Source organism: Nonomuraea sp. NPDC003727 (genome assembly GCF_053586935.1).
The window spans coordinates 73,254-91,383 of the sequence record NZ_JBSFNE010000028.1 but is presented as its reverse complement, the minus strand read 5'-3'; the positions used below and the strand labels follow the sequence as shown (position 1 = coordinate 91,383).

Annotated in this window: 15 protein-coding genes and 2 pseudogenes; 7 read left to right on the top strand and 10 right to left on the bottom strand. The window is 72.7% G+C overall.

Translation table 11 applies throughout. The features are described from left to right. Positions 1 to 214: pseudogene (locus ACWDLG_RS40980) on the bottom strand (histidine kinase); the annotation flags it as partial. Positions 215 to 439: 225 nt separating this feature from the next. Between ACWDLG_RS40980 and ACWDLG_RS40975 the strand changes: the two are divergent. Next, positions 440 to 2,953: a cation-translocating P-type ATPase gene (locus tag ACWDLG_RS40975; protein WP_449930402.1), complete on the top strand. Its 2,514-nt coding sequence runs from the start codon at positions 440 to 442 to the stop codon at positions 2,951 to 2,953. 192 nt (positions 2,954 to 3,145) lie between these two features. Then, positions 3,146 to 3,517, top strand: coding sequence for an isoamylase early set domain-containing protein (locus tag ACWDLG_RS40970; protein WP_449930400.1), 372 nt, complete (start codon positions 3,146 to 3,148; stop codon positions 3,515 to 3,517). 116 nt (positions 3,518 to 3,633) lie between these two features. Here ACWDLG_RS40970 and ACWDLG_RS40965 read toward each other — a convergent pair whose 3' ends face one another. From ACWDLG_RS40965 to ACWDLG_RS40950, 4 genes are all read right to left on the bottom strand, one after another. After that, complete coding sequence (locus tag ACWDLG_RS40965; RefSeq protein WP_449930398.1) at positions 3,634 to 4,713, bottom strand: carboxylate-amine ligase; 1,080 nt, start codon at positions 4,711 to 4,713, stop codon at positions 3,634 to 3,636. Positions 4,714 to 4,858: 145 nt separating this feature from the next. Continuing rightward, positions 4,859 to 5,587, bottom strand: coding sequence for a DUF1876 domain-containing protein (locus ACWDLG_RS40960; protein WP_449930396.1), 729 nt, complete (start codon positions 5,585 to 5,587; stop codon positions 4,859 to 4,861). A 97-nt stretch (positions 5,588 to 5,684) separates the two neighbouring features. Then, positions 5,685 to 6,608 carry an NADP-dependent oxidoreductase gene (locus ACWDLG_RS40955; RefSeq protein WP_449930394.1) on the bottom strand — a complete coding sequence of 308 codons (924 nt, stop codon included), beginning with the start codon at positions 6,606 to 6,608 and terminating at the stop codon, positions 5,685 to 5,687. Between the two features lie 73 nt (positions 6,609 to 6,681). After that, positions 6,682 to 7,407 (bottom strand): SDR family oxidoreductase, encoded by a 726-nt coding sequence (locus tag ACWDLG_RS40950; RefSeq protein WP_449930392.1) that lies wholly within the window; start codon positions 7,405 to 7,407, stop codon positions 6,682 to 6,684. Positions 7,408 to 7,512: 105 nt separating this feature from the next. Between ACWDLG_RS40950 and ACWDLG_RS40945 the strand changes: the two genes are divergently transcribed. After that, positions 7,513 to 8,352, top strand: coding sequence for a LysR family transcriptional regulator (locus ACWDLG_RS40945; protein ID WP_449930390.1), 840 nt, complete (start codon positions 7,513 to 7,515; stop codon positions 8,350 to 8,352). 396 nt (positions 8,353 to 8,748) lie between these two features. On the opposite strand, the gene ACWDLG_RS40940 is transcribed toward ACWDLG_RS40945, so the two are convergent. After that, on the bottom strand, positions 8,749 to 10,251 hold the full coding sequence (locus tag ACWDLG_RS40940) for an FAD-dependent monooxygenase (protein WP_449930388.1): 1,503 nt from the start codon (positions 10,249 to 10,251) through the stop codon (positions 8,749 to 8,751). A 73-nt stretch (positions 10,252 to 10,324) separates the two neighbouring features. Then, a pseudogene (locus tag ACWDLG_RS40935) lies at positions 10,325 to 10,612 on the bottom strand (acyl-CoA-like ligand-binding transcription factor); the annotation flags it as partial. A 255-nt stretch (positions 10,613 to 10,867) separates the two neighbouring features. Between ACWDLG_RS40935 and ACWDLG_RS40930 the strand changes: the two are divergent. The 3 genes from ACWDLG_RS40930 (at position 10,868) to ACWDLG_RS40920 (ending at position 14,269) form a co-directional block, all read left to right on the top strand. Continuing rightward, entirely contained in the window at positions 10,868 to 12,745 is a 1,878-nt protein-coding gene (locus tag ACWDLG_RS40930) for a LamG-like jellyroll fold domain-containing protein (protein ID WP_449930386.1), read from the top strand. Between the two features lie 99 nt (positions 12,746 to 12,844). After that, positions 12,845 to 13,390: a TlpA family protein disulfide reductase gene (locus tag ACWDLG_RS40925; RefSeq protein WP_449930384.1), complete on the top strand. Its 546-nt coding sequence runs from the start codon at positions 12,845 to 12,847 to the stop codon at positions 13,388 to 13,390. A gap of 30 nt (positions 13,391 to 13,420) precedes the next feature. Further along, positions 13,421 to 14,269, top strand: coding sequence for a cytochrome c biogenesis CcdA family protein (locus ACWDLG_RS40920; RefSeq protein WP_449930382.1), 849 nt, complete (start codon positions 13,421 to 13,423; stop codon positions 14,267 to 14,269). Between the two features lie 73 nt (positions 14,270 to 14,342). Here ACWDLG_RS40920 and ACWDLG_RS40915 read toward each other — a convergent pair whose 3' ends face one another. From ACWDLG_RS40915 to ACWDLG_RS40905, 3 genes are read right to left on the bottom strand one after another with little or no spacing between them, the layout of a single operon-like run. Next, complete coding sequence (locus ACWDLG_RS40915) at positions 14,343 to 15,338, bottom strand: NAD-dependent epimerase/dehydratase family protein (protein WP_449930380.1); 996 nt, start codon at positions 15,336 to 15,338, stop codon at positions 14,343 to 14,345. Between the two features lie 10 nt (positions 15,339 to 15,348). Then, the gene (locus tag ACWDLG_RS40910) at positions 15,349 to 16,026 is read right to left on the bottom strand and encodes a TIGR04282 family arsenosugar biosynthesis glycosyltransferase (protein WP_449930378.1); all 678 of its coding nucleotides are present in this window, start codon (positions 16,024 to 16,026) and stop codon (positions 15,349 to 15,351) included. Then, positions 16,023 to 16,688 carry a glycosyltransferase family 2 protein gene (locus ACWDLG_RS40905; protein WP_449930376.1) on the bottom strand — a complete coding sequence of 222 codons (666 nt, stop codon included), beginning with the start codon at positions 16,686 to 16,688 and terminating at the stop codon, positions 16,023 to 16,025. Before ACWDLG_RS40905 ends, ACWDLG_RS40910 begins: the two co-directional genes overlap by 4 nt. A gap of 185 nt (positions 16,689 to 16,873) precedes the next feature. On the opposite strand from ACWDLG_RS40905, the gene ACWDLG_RS40900 reads away from it, so the two are divergent. Then, positions 16,874 to 18,100: a hypothetical protein gene (locus ACWDLG_RS40900; RefSeq protein WP_449930374.1), complete on the top strand. Its 1,227-nt coding sequence runs from the start codon at positions 16,874 to 16,876 to the stop codon at positions 18,098 to 18,100. Positions 18,101 to 18,130 lie beyond the last annotated feature (30 nt).

Here is an 18,130-nt window from a genome sequence, read left to right as displayed (position 1 = left end):
GCTCCTCCCCCACCACGCCCAGCGCCCCGTAACTGGCGTCCACCAGATCGGTCGCCGTCTCCACGATCCGGCGCAGCATCGTCTCCAGATCCAGGTCACTGCCCACCGACACCACCGCGTCCAGCAAGGCGTGCACCCGGTCACGGGTGGCCAGCACGGCGTTCAACCGGACCTGGAGTTCGGCCAGCAGCTCGTCGAGTCGCATGTTCGGCATGAGTGGATCGGGCACGTTTCACATCTTCTCAGCAGCGCGGCGAGGGGTCACCCTTGGCGTGCTCTTCGCTGCCCGGCGGTCCCGCCGGTGTGCGGCACGCCACCTCGCACGGCCGGGTATCGGGGACCTTCGTCCCTGTTCAGGCCGCGCGGCACGCCGAAGACTGAGATCACGTGCCAGGCACTCGACGAAGACACTCGACGGAGACACCGGAGGACGGGCAGGATGTCGGCGACCACCACCGCGCCCCACGGGCTCTCATCGGCCGAGGCGGCTGACCGCCTTGATCGCGACGGACCGAACCTGCTGCCGGAGAAGCCCCCGGTGCCGCTGTGGCGCCGGATCCTGTCCCAGCTGCGCGATCCGCTGATCCTGGTGCTGCTGGTGGCCGTGGTGCTGACCATCGTCACCGGCGACTGGAGCGACACGACGGTGATCATGCTGGTGATCGTGGTCAACACCGCGGTCGGTGTGAGCCAGGAGATCAGGGCCGACCGTGCCATCACGGCGCTGACGCGGCTCACCGCCCCGGCCGCCCGGGTGATCAGGGACGGCGTGGAGCAGCACGTGCCGGCCGCCGACGTGGTGGTGGGCGACCTCCTGGTGCTGGCCGAGGGCGACATCGTGCCCGCCGACGCCAGGGTGACGCAGTCGGCGGCCCTGCTCGTCGACGAGTCGGCCCTGACCGGTGAGTCGGTCCCCGTGGAGAAGGCGCGTGAGGAGCAGGTGTCGTCCGGAACCGTCGTGGTGCGGGGCCGTGGGCGGGCGGTGGCCGGCGCGACCGGCGTGGCCAGCGCGACCGGCCGGATCGCCGCCCTGATGGCCCAGGGGTCGGGCCTGACCCCGCTGCAGCGGCGCCTGATGGGGGTCGGCCGCCTGCTGGCCGGCGTCACCGTCCTGCTGTGCACGCTGGTGCTGGCCCTGGGGCTGGTGCGCGGCCAGCCGATCGAGCTGATGGTGATCACGGCGATCAGTCTGGTGGTCGCCGCCGTACCGGAGTCGCTTCCCGCCGTCGTGACCTTGAGCCTGGCTCTGGGCGCCCGCCGGATGGCCGCCCGCAATGCGCTGGTGCGCAGGCTGCCCGCGGTGGAGACGCTGGGATCGGTGACCGTGCTGGCGACCGACAAGACCGGCACGCTGACCGAGGGCCGCATGGTGGTCAGGCGGCTGTGGACACCCGCCGGTGAGGCGGCGGTCTCCGGCTCGGGCTACGCGCCGGACGGCGAGATCACCCGGGAGGGAACCCTCGATGACCGGAGCCTCACCGGCCTGCTGACCGCGGCGGCGCTGTGCAACGACGCCACCCTGTCCGCCGGCGACGAGGGCGAGTGGATCGCGATCGGCGATCCCACCGAGGCGGCGCTGCTCGCGGCCGCGGCCAAGGCGGGCCTGCGCCGTCCGGAGCTGGAGCGCGGCCTGCCCCGGTACGCCGAGATCCCCTTCGACAGCGGGCGCAAGCGCATGACCACCGTGCACCGGCGGGCCGGTGGCCGGGGCGCCGTGGTGCTGTGCAAGGGCGCCCCGGAGGCGCTGCTCCACGCGGCTGCCCTCGTGGACGAGCCCGCCCTGCTGGCCAGGGCCAGAGCGCGGGCCGACGAGCTCGCCCGGGACGGCTACCGGGTGCTGGCCGTCGCCAGGGCCGACCTGGCCGACGTACCGCAGGACGCCGAGGAGCGGGGCCTGTCCCTGCTCGGGCTCGTCGCGATCATGGATCCGCCGCGCGCCGCCGCGGCGGCGACCATCGCCGCGTGCCGGCGGGCGGGCATCCGGCCGGTCCTGATCACCGGCGATCATCCGGGTACGGCTCGCGCCATCGCCACCGACCTGGGCATCATCGACGCCGGCGACGCCGTGGTCGACTGCCGCGCCGCCGGGGGGCTCGACGGGCAGAACGCCGCCGTCTACGCCAGAGCCACCCCCGAGGAGAAGCTGGTCCTCGTCCAGAGCATGCGCGAACGCGGCGAGATCCTCGCCATGACCGGCGACGGCGTCAACGACGGGCCCGCCCTGCGCCGCGCCGACATCGGGGTGGCCATGGGCAGGCGCGGCACCGAGGTCGCCCGCCAGGCCGCCGATCTGGTGCTGGCCGACGACGACCTGAACACCGTGGTGGCGGCGGTCGAGGAGGGTCGCCGGGTCTACACCAACATCCGCCGCTTCCTGGTCTACGGCCTGTCCGGCGGCGCGGCCGAGATCGCCGTCATGCTGCTGGGCCCGGCCGTCGGCCTCGCGCTTCCGCTGCTGCCCGCCCAGATCCTGTGGATCAACCTGCTCACCCACGGGCTGCCCGGGGTGGCGCTGGGCGGCGAGCCCGCCATCCCGCAAGCCATGGCGACACCGCCCCGTCCGCCGTCGCAGAGCATCCTGGGCGCCGGGCTGTGGCAACGCGTCGTCCGCGTCGCCGTCGTGCTCACCGCGGTCTGCCTCGGTGTCGGCGTGTGGGCCTACCAGACGGACCGCCCCTGGCAGAGCATGATCTTCTTCGCTCTCGGCGCCGCCCAGCTCGGCGTGGCGCTCGGCTCCCGCACCCGGCCGGGCTCGCTGGCCAACCCGCTGCTGCTGCTCGCCGTCGCGGGCGCCTTGGTCCTGCAACTGGCCGGGCTGTACCTGCCGCCCCTGCGGGAGCTGCTCGGCACCGAGCCGCTGGCCGCGGGCGATCTCCTCGTCGTCACGGCGCTGTCGGTCCTCGGCTACGCCGCCGCGCGCCTGGACCGGATCCTGCACCGATCGCGGAAGTGACGTCGGCGGTGGGTAGGACCGTTCGCGGGCGAGGTGACGTCCGGGCAGCGGCGAAAAGCCCGGAATCGGGGGTGAACGTGCTTTCGCGGTCAAGAGCCTGTCATGGACGGCGTGGCTCCGTTGTCCGGGTACGCGGACTGCCGTACGACGGCAGGAGACATCACCAGTCATCACTGCATGCAGGGGGAAAAGATGATCTCGCGCGGTAAGCCGGACAAGAATGCCATGGTCGCGATCACCTTCTCGTTGCCCGGCGAGGTCACCGGGCCGGTCTCAGTCGTCGGCGACTTCAACGACTGGGACCCCTACGTCCACCCGATGACCAAGGGCCCCGACGGCCGGCACGCCGTCACCGTGACGGTGCCGCAGGGGCTCACCTTCGCCTTCCGCTACCTGCGGGACGGCGGCATCTGGTTCGACGACCCGCAGGCCGACGAGTACGACGCGCGGGGCGGCATCCTCCACGTCCCGGCCGCGGACGCCGGCCGTCCGGCCGCCAAGGACGGCAAGGACAGCAAGGACAGCAAGGACAGCAGCGACGAGCCCGAGCCGGTGTCGGCCTGAGGCGCGGTGTGATCGTCGCCCGGTCGCCGTCCGGCTCGGTGCCGCGACGGCGGCCGGCTTGGCACCACGACGGCGGCCGGCCCTTCCAGACATAGGGGGCCAGGGCGCGCTGGTGGTCAGACCAGGCAGGTGCCGCGGGACAGGGCGGCGACCGCCGAGCCGAGCGTGGCCTCGGCCATGAGCTTGGCGAACGCGGGAAGCGTGCCGGCCCGCTGCCACAAGACCCGCTGCCGGTCCGCGCCGGTGCCCCGCTGGACGAAGGCGGCCAGCAGCGTGCAGACCGGCTCGGCCAGGGCGACGCGGTCGGGCAGCGCGGCCGCCGCGCCGAGCCCGTGCCGGGCGGCGGCCGACAGGTCCGCGGCCACCTGGTCGTCGGTCAGCGGCGTGACGGGCACGCCCTCCCGGATGTCCGCCACGGCGGCGGCCATCAGCTCCCGCACCAGCGCGGCGACGAGCACGGTGTCGTCGACGCTGAGGCAGGTGTCCATGACGCGCACCTCGACGGTCGGGTAGCGGGGTGACAGCCGGGCGTGGAAGTAGGCCGAGCGCTCGTCCAGGATCTTGCCGGTCCTGACCAGCTCGCGCACCTCGGCGTCGTACTCCTCGACGTCGCGCCAGGCGCGGGGGGCCACCGCCGACGGCCATCGCGACCAGCGGAGGTACCGCCGGCTCGCCCAGGCGGTGTCCCGGTGTCCGGCGATGGGCGAGTTGGCGCTGATGGCGAGCAGCGTCGCCAGCCATGGCCGCAACCGCCCGATCACCTGCAGTCCCAGCTCGCGCGACGGGACGCCGACGTGCACGTGGCACCCGCAGGTGCCGGTCGTGGCCACCAGCCGCGGATAGCGCTGGGCCAGCCGCCGGTAGCGCGGATGGTCGGTGAGGGGCACCAGGTCCGGGAGGAATCCCGGTGCGACCCCGGAGGCCACCAGATGGCAGCCGACCTGCTCTGCCGCCGTCGCCGCGATCACGCGCCGGCGGGCGACCTCGCGTTCCACCTGGTCGATCGTCGCGCAGACGCCGGTGACCGTCTCGAGCTGATAGCGCAGAGCCTCGGGTTTGATGCCGTCGTGGCCGTCGAGACCGGCCAGTACCTGCGTCGCCATGGGAGCGAGCACGCCGGTGTCCGAGTCGAGGAGGAAGAACTCCTCCTCGACCCCCAACGTCAGCGGGAACGCGCCGGGGTCCGACCGTGTCATGACTCCAGTATCGGCGTCTGGAACGTTCCGTACAGGGGGCTGAGGTCCCGGATCCGGCGCCGAAGAGCCCGGCCGTCCGTCACGTCCGTCACATTCGTCAGCGTGGCGCCGGTGTCCCGCGCGGGTGGCGAGCAGGCACGGGTGTTCACCACGACCATTTGGGCATCGGAGCGTCCACGAAGCGGGCGATGTCGCGCTGCGTGACGACGGCCAGCTTGTCGGCGAGATCGGCGAGTGCGCGCGAGGCCGCGAGCTCGTCACCGATCTCGGGGATCGACGGATCGGTCGGATTGCGCCGCGCCCGGCCGGTTCCGGACAGATGCGTGCCCTCCCTCGTGATGAGTTCGGCCTTGGCCGTGGTGTCGTCTCCGTCCTCGGCGATGTAGATCTGCACGGTCCACTGTTTGGCTTTCATGGTGCCGCTTTCCTCAGCCAGGTGTCGGCTCTCCGCGATGGAGACTTCACTCCCATCCACCCCCTCTGCGAGCCGCCTGCCAAGAGGCGAAAGACCCCGGGTGCGGCGGCGAAGGTCACGTCCCGCACCTCCCGCCGCCCAGGCGCACGGCGGTGACCTTGTACTCCGGGCACGACGCGCGCCTCCGCACAGCTCCTCACGCAAGAACTCTCGCAGCAGCGGCACCTCCAGCGCCTGCGTGTGGAAGGCCGCGCTCACCCCGTACGCGCACGCGTACAACAGCACCCGCTGCAACGCCTGACCCGCCGCGATCCACTCCGACCTGCCGTCCTTCGCCGTCGTCAGCACCGTGACCACCCCGGTCGCCACCGCCGACTGCTCGCCCTCGATGCCCCACGGGTAGTCACGCTGCGGGAACCCGGTGTCGGCGGGCTCACGCGGATAGGCGGCGACCGGCACCCCGCCCCGGCGCGCGCTGCCCGGCGGGCGGGCCCGCCGACGGGGATCATCCTGCGGTTGAGCAGAGCCTTGAGCGCGCTGCGTCGCATGGTGCCGGTTAGGGTCTGAGCACGATCTTGCCGTGGGTGTGTCGGCGTTCGAGTTCGGTGTAGGCCTGGCGGACCTGCGTCAGCGGGTAGACGTTGGCGATCGGGACTTCGAGGTGTCCGTCGGCGATCAGGGCGGCCAGTTCGGCAAGTACCTCGGCGCCCGGTCTGGCGTTGGTTCCGGGTTCGGTCTTGACTCCGTACTTGGCGGCTGCCGCGAAATCGGCGATGGTGTCGATCCGTTCGACCGCGACACCGAGGGCAAGGGCCAGTTCGACGTACCCGCCGCCGTGGGTGTCGATGAAGGCATCGATGCCGCTCGGTGCGGCGGCCTTGATCCGGTCGGTGACGCCGTCGCCGTATGCGACCGGGATCACACCGTGTGCTTGCAGCCACTCATGGTTGTGCCGGCTCGCCAGGCCGATGACCGTGGCTCCGGCACGGCGAGCGAGCTGAACGGCGAGCGAGCCGACTCCTCCGGCTGCCGCGGAGACGACAACGGTCTCCCCCTTGTCGAGTTGCACGGAATGCACTGCCCCCCAGGCAGTCACCCCGGCGACGTACAGGCCGCCAGCCACCTCCCAGGGGACGCCGTTCGGTTTGGGTGTGAGGTTGTCGACGTCGACCAGGACCAACTCGGCCTGGGCGGCCCGCTTCTCGGAGAACCCGATCACCTCGTCGCCGACCGAGAATCGGTCGACTCCGACGCCGACCTCGGCGACGACCCCGGCGAGATCGCTGCCTTGCCCGGACGGAAACGTCGAGGGAAAGATGCCGGCCATCGCGCCGGTTCGAATGGCCGCCTCACCGGGGTTGATGCCTGCCGCCTTGACCCGAACCAGGACCTGCCCGTCGTCAGGCACGGGGCGGTCGACATCGTCGACCCGCAAGACCTCGGTTCCGCCGAACTCGTCGTACCTGACTGCCTTTGCCATTGTCTTGCTTCTCCTTCGATGCACGACGCGCGGCTGACCTCGAGAACGGGAATGGTGGGCACCGGTGTGCTGATCACCAGGGCACCGTTCCGGCGTCGTCGAAGAATCCGCCGGTCGGGCCGTCGTCGGGCAGGGTCGCGAGGTGAATCGCGATGGCCGCGCCCTGTTGTGGTGTGCGGACGCCTCGGAAGCCGTTGAGGTCGGTGGCGGTGAAACCGGGGCAGCCGGAGTTGATCAGGATGTTGGTGTCGCTCAGTTCCTTGACGTATTGGATGGTGAGGGCGTTGAGGAAGGTCTTCGAGGCCAAGTAGGCGGCCGGAACCTGGCCCATGTCGATGCCGGGTGTGGTTTGCAGGGCGAGCGAGCCGACGCTGCTGGACATGTTGACGATCCGTGGTGATGCCGAGTCGCGCAGCATCGGCAGCATCGCGTTGGTGACCCGGATGACCCCGATCACGTTGGTTTCCACGACAGCTCGCACGGTCGCGGGATCGACCGTGGTCGGTGTCTGCGGCACGCCGCCGGTGATCGCGGCATTGTTGACCAGAACATCGAGCCCTCCGGCATGGCCGGCGATCAGCTCGGCCGCCGCGGCCACACTTGCGTCGTCGGTCACGTCGAGCGGCACACCGAACGCATCGGTCCCGGCCGCGCGCAGCTTCTCCACCGCGGTGTCGCGGCGTTGCCGATCGCGCGCGCCCACACCGATTCGCCAGCCGAGCGCGCCCAGGCCAGCGGCGATCTCGTATCCGATTCCCTTGTTCGCGCCGGTCACCAGCGCGATCGTCCGTTCACTCATACCGTCGATCATGTTGCGGACTCGGGTGGGGCGTCCAAGACCGGTCGGGTGGGCGGCGATACCGCACGGGTATTGGTCGTGGTCAGCGCTGGATACGATGAGCGGGTGGAGACGCGGGAGTTGCGATACTTCGTCGCCGTCGCCGAGGAGCTGCACTTCGGGCGGGCGGCACAACGGCTCGCGATGGCGCAACCACCACTGTCGCGGGCGATCCAGCAGCTGGAACGGCGGCTCGGAGTCGTTCTGCTGCACCGCACTGCTCGCGCCATCGCCTTGACCGAGGCCGGGTCGGTGCTGCTGCGGGAGGCCCGGACCGCGCTCGACGCGGTCGAAGCCGCCGAGCGGCGAACCCGCCGTGCCGCGGGCGACCAGCCGGGTGTGGTGCTGGCCGCCAAGGCCGGAGCGTCCAGGGAACTGTTGGCGAAGCTTCTGGACGCCTACGCCGCTGAACCGGGCTCCGTGGCAGTCGAGGTGATGTTGTGCGGGCCGGGCGAGCCGGAAAGTCTGCTGCGCACCGGGCGTGCCGACGTTGCTCTGCTCCACCGGCCTTACGACACGACAGCCGGATTCGACACCGAGGATCTGCACACCGAACAGCAGGTCGTGGTCCTGCCCAAGGGTCATCCCCTCGCCAACCGGGCGCATCTGTCGTTGGTCGAGGTCAACGCCCAGACGGACCTGCCCCTGCCGCGCTGGCCTCGACGAGATGGCGGCCATCCGGACGGCCCCGGCCCGCAGGTGCGCGACCATACCCAACTGTTCCAACTGATCGCGCTCGGACTGGCCTGCGCCGTCGTACCCGAGTCGCTCCGAGACCGGCTACGCGACGACCACGCCATCGTGCCGGTGCCGGACGCACCGGCCGTCACGACCGTCATCGCCTGGCCACCACACAGCACATCCAAAGCCGTCGCCGACCTCGTCCGCACCGCGACACGCCTCTAGCCGATACCCGCGTAGCGCTGCATCTGGAACATCTCAGCGTGCTGGCTGTCGCGCACCGTGCGGGCGAAGTCGGCTACTTCCCCGCCACGATCCGGTGCGTCGCTCCCATCGGCCGGCAGGGCTGCTGCCACCCGGCGGCCGTGGCGGTGGGTTCCGGCCGGCGGTCGGCGGTGGCGAGGACGCCTCCGCTCACCGCTACGGCGGTTGCCACAGCTGCGGTTGTCAGCGTCGCCACGGTCATGGAGCGTTTCATGTCATCCCTCCGCCCCTTGAAGGAGGTGCCTGTCTCAGACTCCTCCCCGCCCGCATTCCGCGCCCAGAGCCGTCAGGCCTGCTCGCCGGGGTCAATGGTCCTGCCGGCCAGGCAACGTTCGAAGAACGCCTCCTGCGAGCAGGTCAGGCGGCGGTGAGCGTCAGCGACCAGCGGGCGAGGGCGGCTTCGAGCGACGCGCGCGACTTGTCGTCAGGCTCCGGCACGTCGGTCGCCCAGGCCACGTACCCGTCGGGCCGCACCAGCAGGGCCGTGCAGGACCCGGCGGAGCGTCCCCGCACCTGGGGGTGCCCCCAGTCCCCGCCGGTGAAGTCGATCAGCAGCGGCCCGGCGTCCCTGGTCAGCTCGGCCAGTCGCGCTCCGTCGTCGAGGATCAGGTCGGGCGCCCACCGGCCCACCAGCGGATGGTCGCCTGCGGCGTAGCGGATGTCGTTGCCCGACATGAGATCGGCGACGCGCCGCAGGCTGTCCGGGTCGGCGAGCAGTTCGGTGAACAGCTCGCGCAGCCCGGTGACCTCGCTGCCGGGGGCGACGAGGGCGGCCTGGGCTCGCGTGGACATGATCACTCGCTCGGCGGCCGGGCGGCGCTCGGCCTCGTAGGTGTCCAGCAGGTCCTCCTCGGCCCGGCCGCCGATGACGGCGGCCAGTTTCCAGCCGAGGTTGACCGCGTCCTGCAGGCCGAGGTTGAGCCCGGGGCCGCCGATCGCGGAGTGCACGTGGGCGGCGTCACCGACCAGGAGCACGCGCCGGTCGCGGAACCGTTCGGCCAGCCGGGTGTTGCCGCCGGTGAGCTTGCGCAGCAGGTGCGGCCCTTCGCCCTCGGGCGCGCCGAGCTCGATGTCGACGCCGAGCACCCGGCCGATGCTGGCCCGCAGCTCGGGGATGGTCAGCGGCCCTTCGGCGTCCTCCTGGCTCCATTCGGTCGTGGTGACCAGTGGCCACGGGCTGGAGGGCAGCGGCGCGTAGACGAACATGCCGCGCTCGGTGCGGTGATGCAGCATCGGCGGGATCGGGCCGTATCCGGGCAGGTCCAGCCCGCCGGTGGCCGGGTCGACGAGCTCGGCGGGCACCCTGGCGTGGGCGGTGCGCGAGATCGTGTGGTCGGTGGTCACCCCGGGGAAGGCGATCTCGGCGAGGTTGCGCGTGATGCTGTGCCCGCCGTCCGCGCCGACCAGGTAGCGGGCCTCGATCCGGTACGGCCCGGCCGCGCCGGAGACCTCGATGACGACGCGGTCCTCGTGCTGGGTGAAGCCGGTGACCTCCTGGCCCCGGCGGATCTCCACGCCGAGCTCGATCGCCCGCTCCTCCAGCATCTGCTCGATCTTGCGCTGTGGGGCCAGCAGGGTGTGGAGCGGGTTGTCCTCGAGCATGCGCAGGTTCAGCGGCAGGGCGCCGAACACGAAACCGGGGGTCGGCGCGGGCGGGTCGGTGGTTCCGGCGAGCCGTTCGTACAGGCCGCGCCGGTCGAGCATCCGCACGACCTGGCCGACCAGTCCGTTGGCCCGGCTTTCCTGGGTACGCTCGGGGAGCCGTTCCACGACCAGCGGGCGCACGCCGGCCAGGCTGAGCTCGCAGGCCAGCATGAGACCGTTCGGGCCTGCTCCGGCGATGACGACGTCTGTGACCATGACACCTCTCCTAGGGTGTTCGAGGGCATGACGGATCGACCGGCGCGCGGCCGGTTGATCTCGCGGGTGGGGGTCAGGGCGTGGGGAGCCCCGCGGTGAGCTGGCGGAAGGCGTCGCGCAGCAGTTCGGCGACCGGAGGCCGCGAGTCGGCACGCAGCAGCAGGTCCGACACCGCCGACAAGACGGCGGCGACCGACCCGGCGACCAGGTGCGGGTAGAGATCGCGGTCGAGATCGGTGCCGGTCCGCTCGGCCACGGTGGCGGCCAGTTCCTCCTGCGCGGCCCGGCTCGCCCGCAGGAGTTCCCCTTGGATCGCCGGGTGCTGCAGCATCAGCCGGATGCCGGCGTTCCAGCCCTCGTCGGAGGGCGCCTCGTGGGGCGCCTGGAGACCTCGTGCCTGCCTCTACCTCGGCGGCGGACAACGGATCCGCCGTCGCAGGGCGGCGCGGCCGTTCCGCTGTGATGTTCACCCGGGCTTCCTCGGCCGTTGCCGGGAGATCAGCCGGGCGCTTCCGTTCGCTCCCACAATCAGGACGTGGCTCACGAGACGTGGGCGATTCCAGGGATTTGTGAGACTCCGGATGCCCGCGTGGCAGGCGGAGATGGGGAGCACGGCATGCAGCACCACTCCAGCGGATCGTCGGCCTCCAGCCGCCGCTCGTTCCTGCGGGCCACCGGGCTGGCCGGCGTCGGCACGGCGGCCGCGATGGGCCTGACGGTCACGCCGGCCGCCGCGTCCGAAGCGGCCGCCTCGAGCGAGGCCGGGACGGCCGGATGGCGGCCCGACACGGACAGCCCGCGTTTCACCGTGGCCGTGATGCCGGACACCCAGTACCTCTTCGACGACACGAGCATCAGGCCCGAACCCGTCGAGGCGTCCTTCCGCTACCTGCTGGACAGGGGCCGCGAGGACAACATCGTCTTCCTGGCGCACCTGGGCGACCTCACCCAGAACGGTCTGAAGCACGAGTTCGAGCCGATCGGCAAGGCCTTCGAGCTCCTTGACCGGCGGGGCCTGCCGTACAGCGTGCTGGCCGGCAACCACGACATCGACTCCTCGACCGACGACCAGCGCGGCGCCACGCCGTACCTGGACGCCTTCGGGCCGCGCCGCTTCCGCCGCTCGCGCTCCTTCGGCGGGGCCAGCCCCGACGGGTACAACACCTTCCACACCTTCCGCGCCGCGGGCCGGGAGTGGCTGGTGCTCGCGCTGGACTGGCGGCCGTCGGCGGCGGGCATCGCCTGGGCGGCGGACGTCATCAGGCGGCATCCGACGGCGCCGGTGATCCTGACCGTCCACGAGCTGATCTACGCCGACACCTACGGCGAGGAGGGCCGCTTCTCCGACTTCGGCGCGCAGATGTGGGACCGGCTCGTCGCGGGCAACGACCAGATCTTCCTGGCCCTGAACGGTCACTACTGGCCGCCCGCGCGGACCGCCAGGAAGAACGCCGCGGGCAACGACGTCCACGCGCACATCGCGAACTACCAGAACCGCTACTACGGCGGCGCCGGGATGATCAGGCTCTACCGGTTCGACCTGTCCAGGAACACGATCGACGTCGAGACCTTCTCCCCGTGGCTGCTCGGCCAGGACGACGGCCGCCTCAACGCGCTGGAGCGCCTGGAGATCGAGCAGACGGGCCCGCAGGACTCCTTCTCGGTGGCGATCGACTTCGATCGGCGCTTCGCGGGATTCGCACCCGTCGTCCCCCGCCCGTCGCGGCCCGCGCCGTCCATGGTGATCCCCGGCACGGTGGCCTACTGGCGCTTCGACGGCGCCCACGAGGACGGCTCGCCCGCCGCCGACACCGTGGCGGACCTGTCGGGCCGCGGCAACGACCTCGCCAAGGTCACCGTGCAGGGCAGCCCCGCGACCGCGCTGACCTGGTCGGCCCAGCACCACCCCGACCAGCCCGGGCACGGCAGCCTCTGCTTCGGCGGCGCCAAGAGCCCGCTGCGCGGCGCCTACCTGCAGACCGTCCCGACGGCGCCGATCAACACCGCCACCTTCCCCACCGGCTACACCGTCGAGGCCTTCGTCAAGCTGCCCGCCGACTGGGATCCGGGCCAGAACGGCTGGGCGGCCCTGCTCAGCCGTTGGGGGCTGAGCAGGGAGGCGGGCAAGACGCAGGGCGACCCCGACGAGCCGGTGGCCACGCTCAGCCTGTCGCCGGGCCGCGAACCGCAGTGGGCCGTCTACCCGGTGAACCTGCAGGGACCCGTCACCAACTGGGGGCACGAACTTCCGCTCGACACGTGGTGGCACGTCGCCGTCGTGAACGACGGCCGCCACACCACCATGTACGTCGACGGCTGCCCCGTCGCGCGCAACCCCGCCACCAAGGCGGTGGGCCTGTCCACGGTGGGACAGCCGTGGCTGCTGGGCGGCTACGAGTACGGCGGCAAGCTGGACCAGGTGCTGCACGGCTGGGTCGGCGACGTGCGCATCGTCGACCGGGCCCTGCCGGTGGAGCAGTTCATGAACGCGTGACGCAGGCCGGGTGCCGGGTGCCGGTCAGGGCTCGCCGCGGGTCGCCGGCCGGCGGCGACCTGCGGCAGGTCGCCCGGGTGCGGGGGTTACGCTGGAGTGGTGGTGGGGACCCGTACCGCGGCGGTCCTCATGACCGCCGCGTTGCTGACGGCCGCATGCGGAGCGCAGGGGGACGGCCCGGCCGGCGCGCTGCCCACCTGGCCGTCGGCCCCCGCCGCCGCTTCCGCCCCGGAGACCGTTCCCGCCGCGTTGAGGTTCACCGCCAGGACCCTGGACGGCAAGGATTTCAAGGGCGAGAGCTTGGCGCGAAAGCACGTGGTCTTCTGGTTCTGGGCGCCGTGGTGCGGGAACTGCTGGGACGAGGCGCCGGCGGTCAGGGCGGCCGCGGCGAAGTTCGGTGACGTCGCCTTCATCGGTGTCGCGGGCCTCGACACCGAGGCGGCGATGAAGGACTTCGTCCAGCGCACCAAGACCGGCACCATCGTCCAGCTCTCCGACGACAAGGGCGTGGTGTGGACCAAGCTGGGGGTCACCGAACAGTCCACTTTCGTGTTCATGAGGCCGGACGGCTCGACCAGGCGGACGTTGGGGCCGCTCACCACCGAAGAGCTGACCGGTTATGTCACCGCGACGCTGGCCGGTTAGCACGACGCCCCCGCCGGGGCCACGACGGTGGTGAACGCCGACCTGCCGCTCGCGCTGGCCCTCACCGCGGGCACCCTGGCCGCCTTCAACCCGTGCGGCTTCGCGTTGCTCCCGGCCTACCTGGCCATGCTGCTGTCCGACGACTCGGAGCCTCGCTGCCGTCCCGTGCCGCGGGCGCTCAAGCTCTCGCTGGCCATGACGGGCGGGTTCGTCACCGTCTTCGGCCTGTCCGGCCTGGTCCTGACCCCGCTGGCCGTATCGGTCGGGCAGTACCTCCCCTGGCTGACGATCGTGATCGGCGTCGTCCTCGCCGTCCTGGCGCTGTGGCTGCTGAGCGGCAGGGAGCTGTCGCCGCGCATCCCGAAGCCGGCCACCGGCCGCCCGGCGATGTCGGTGGGATCGCTGTACGGGTACGGGCTGACCTACGCGGTGGCCTCGCTGTCGTGCACGGTCGGCCCGTTCCTCGCCGTCGTCTCCGCCGCCCTGGTCGGTGGCGGGGTGCTCGGCGGGCTGGCGGTCTTCGTGGCCTACGCGCTCGGCATGGGGCTGGTGGTCGCGTTTCTCTCCCTGGCCGTCGCGCTGGCCAGGGACGCGGTCGTGGGCGGGCTGCGGCGGGTCCTGCCGTACGTGTCACGGATCGGCGGCGGCCTGCTCCTGCTCGCCGGGCTGTACGTCGCCTACTACGGCTGGTACGAGCTGCGCGTTCTCACGGGCGCCTCGAGCGGCGATCCGATCGTCGGCGCCGCCAGGGCCGTGCAGCGAACGGTGGCGGGATGGGTCGGGGCCCTGGGCGCCGGCTGGATCGCCGTCGCGCTGGCGGTGGCCGCTCTCGCCGCGTTCGGGCTGGGGCGCGGCCGTACCGGATCACGCCGGAAGTGAGCGCGGGAAGTGAGCGCGGGAAGTGAGCGCGGCACGCCGGGCGGCGGGCACCGCTGCGGGAGTGGCGCCGGCGTCACCCTGCTGAAGCCAGGGGTGCCCAGGCGAACTCGCGCATGCCCTCGGCGAACCCGATCGCGGCCGTGAACCCCAGCTCCGCACCCGCGAGGGAGGGCGAGGCCACGATGTGGCGCACGTCGCCGAGCCGGTACTCCCCCGTCGTGACCGGCGCGGGACCACCCCGCTCGGCGGCCAGCGCCGCGGCCATCTCCCCGACGGTGCGCGGTTCGCCGCTGGCGACGTTGTAGGCGACCAGCGTGCCTGGCCGCCCCGCCCCGAGCGCGGCCAGGTTCGCCCGCGCCACGTCGCGCACGTGCACGAAGTCGCGGCGCTGCCGGCCGTCCTCGAAGACCCGGGGCGCCCTGCCCGCCTCCAGAGCGGAGCGGAAGATCGCCGCCACCCCCGAGTACGGCGTGTCCCTGGGCATGCGCGGGCCGTAGACGTTGTGGTAGCGCAGCGCCACCACCGTGCCGCCGGTCTGTCTCGCCCATCCGGCGGCCAGGTGTTCCTGGGCGAGCTTGGTCGTGGCGTAGGCGTTGCGCGGGTCCGCCGGCGCGTCCTCGCCGATCGGGGCGGGGCACAGGCAGCCGCCGCATCGCGGGCAGCGCGGCTCGAACACCCCCCGTGCCAGGTCCTCCTCGGCGCGCGCGGCGGGGCGGACCCGGCCGTGCTCGGCGCAGTCGTAGGCGCCCTCACCGTAGATCACCATCGACGAGGCCAGCACCAGCCTGCCGACGCCGTGCCTGGCCATCGCGGCGAGCAGGACGGCGGTGCCGTGGACGTTGATCGAGGCGTAGTCGGGGAGGTCGGCCACGTCGACCCCCAGCCCCACCTTCGCCGCCTGGTGCGCGACGGCGTCCACGCCGGGCAGCAGCCGGTCCAGCGCCGCGCCGTCCCGCACGTCGGCGCCGTCCCGCAGGTCGAGTCCGACCACCTCGTGGCCGGCCCCGGCCAGGGCCGCGCGGACGTGGCCGCCGATGAACCCGGCCGAACCGGTGAGAAGTACCTTCACGCTGGCGAGACTACGACCGGCGCCGCGCCCGCCGTCCGGGAACGAGGTTCATCCCGGCGAGAGCGGCCGCGAAGCGGGAGCGTGGCGCCTCGGCCGCCACGCGGATCGTGTCCTGGAAGCAGTCGACGTCGGTCAGCTCCGGCATCACGGCCACCTGCAGCCCGGCCTGCCGCAGGCGCCGTAGCTGAGTGTCTCCCGTCGTGGGCCGGGACATCGGCACCCCCAGCACCAGCGCCGGGTCGGGCCGGCGCAGGCCGAGCAGCCAGAACCCGCCGTCCGCGGCGGGGCCGTACACCGCGTCCCCGGTCCGCAGCGCGGCGACCGCCTCGGCCAGCAGGTCCGCGGTCACCTGGGGCGTGTCCATGCCGATCACCACGACGGGCAGCGGGCACCGCCGGTAGGCGTCCTCGAACGCGGCGGCGAGGCGTTCGTCCAACGGCCCGCCGCGCTGAGGGATGACCACGAAACCGTCGGGCGACCACGCGCCGGGCGGGCCGTCGAAGGCGAGGACCCGCCGGCGCACCCGGACCGCGGCCACGGCGGCCAGGGTGTCCTCCAGTGAGGCCGCCGCCAGCCGCGCGGCCTCCTGGGGGGTGAACGGCGGCGTGAGCCGGGTCTTGACCTTGCCGGGTAGGGGTTCCTTCGCGAGGACGACGATCTGCGCGGCGGCGTGCCGGAGCGGGATCATGCCTGTCCGTCCTGCTCGGCCAGCACCCGCCGCATGTCGCCGAGCGCCCTCAGCGTGCCGCGCACGGTGCCGGTGACCTTGGACCGGCCGGCGCGCGGAAGGTAGTCCACCTCGGTCTCGGCGATGCGCCAGCCGGCCCTCGCCGCGCGCAGCACCATCTCCAGGGGATAGCCGGACCGCCGGTCGGTCAGCCGCAGTGCCAGCAGTTCGGCCCGTCTGCAGGCCCGCATCGGGCCGAGATCGTGCAGCTGGACGCCGGTACGGCGCCGCACCGTCGCGGCCAGGACGAGGTTTCCGAGGCGGGCGTGCAGGGGCCAGCGCGCGCCGGCGCGGGGCATGCGGCGGCCGAGCATCAGATCGCACCCGCCCGCCAGCACGGGGCCGGCCGTCCTGGGCAGCTGGCGCGGGTCCATGGAGGCGTCGGCGTCCATGAAGCACACCACCTCACCGTCGGCGGCCAGGAGCCCCGCATGGCAGGCCGCGCCGAACCCGCGCCGCGGCTCGTTCACCACCAGCACGCCGTGCTCGGCCGCGACCCGTGCGGAGCCGTCGGTCGAGCCGTTGTCGACCACGATCGGGCGGTAGCCGTCCGGCATCCGCCCGAGCACCCACGGCAGGGCCGTCTCCTCGTCCAGGCACGGCAGCACCACGTCGACGGTCACAGCTTTCACGGTAGGGCCGACCGGGGCGGCGAACTCCTATGCGCCGGTGCGGTGTGCCCAAAGAGTTTCCAGCTCGGACCTGCCGTGGGCCTACCGTGGGAAAGGTGGTCGAGCGTTCCGGGGATCGGCCTGGCACGGCCGGCGAAGCCCCTGCCGGGCGGCCGCCTGCCCGCCAAGGCCGGCGGGTGCCGGTCGCGGTGGCCGTCTGGGCCGCGCTGATCGGGTGGTCCTTCTTCGAAGGCGCGGCCCTGCGCGCACGGGGCGCGCTCCCCATCGACCGCCTGGCGCCGCTGCACGGCGACCTCCGCCTGCTGACGGTCACGCTGCTGCCCGCCGCCGTCTTCGCGGCCATCGCCGTCCTCACGTTGCCGCCCCTCGTGGCGCGGGCGCGCTTCGGCTGGGCGTTGTTCGTGTCGTACGGTTTCGCGCTGGCCTGGACGGTGCTGCTGGCGGTCTCGGACGACGGGCTGGCGGCGCCGCTCACCCATGCCACCGACTATCTCGCCGTGCTGCCCGCCGTGGGCAACGATCCGATGGGCTGGCTGGCCGGCTTCACCCGACACCTGCCTGACTATCCGACCCACGTGCGAGGACATCCACCGCTGGCCGTGCTCGTGCTGTGGGCCCTGGCGGCGGCCGGGCTGCGCGGGCCGGCCTGGGCGGCGCTGCTGGTCGTCGCGGTCGGCTGCTCGGCCACCGTGGCGATCGCCGTGACGGTGCGACGGCTGGCCGGGGAGACGATGGCCCGCCGCGCTCTCCCCTACCTGGCATTGACCCCCGCCGCGGTCTGGATCGCCACCAGCATGGACGCCTTCTTCGCCGGCGTCGGCGCATGGGGGGTCGCCCTGCTGGTGCTCGGCCGGGCCTGGATCGCCTTCGCGGCGGGGCTGCTGCTCGGCGCGCTGCCGTACCTCAGCTACGGGCTGGTGCCGTACCTGCTCATCCCCGTGGTGGCCGGTGTGGTGGCCAGGGTGCCGCGCGCGACCGTGCTCGCGGCCCTGGCCGGTGCGGCGTCGGTGACGGCCGCCTTCGCCGCGGGGGGCTTCCTGTGGCCGGCCGGGGTGCTCGCGACATACGCCGAATGGGCCCCCGACCCGGGCGCCGCCGCCCGGCCGTACCTGTATTTCCTGGTGGCCGACCTGGCCGTGCTGGCCATGCTCACCGGACCTGCGACGGCGGCGGGTCTGGTACGGCTCCCGCCGTACGGCGTGCGGGCCGTCGTCGCCGCGGCGGGGGTGGCGGTGCTCGCACTGGACCTCAGCGGGGTGACCCGTGGCGAGGTCGAGCGCATCTGGCTGCCCTACGCGGTGTGGATCGGCCTGGCGGCGGGGATGTCGCCGGGCCGCCGGTGGCTCGCGGCTCAGGTGTTCACGGGGCTGCTGTTGCAGGCCCTGGTCGACTCGCCCTGGTGAGCCGGCGACGTTCGCACTCGGTAAGAATCG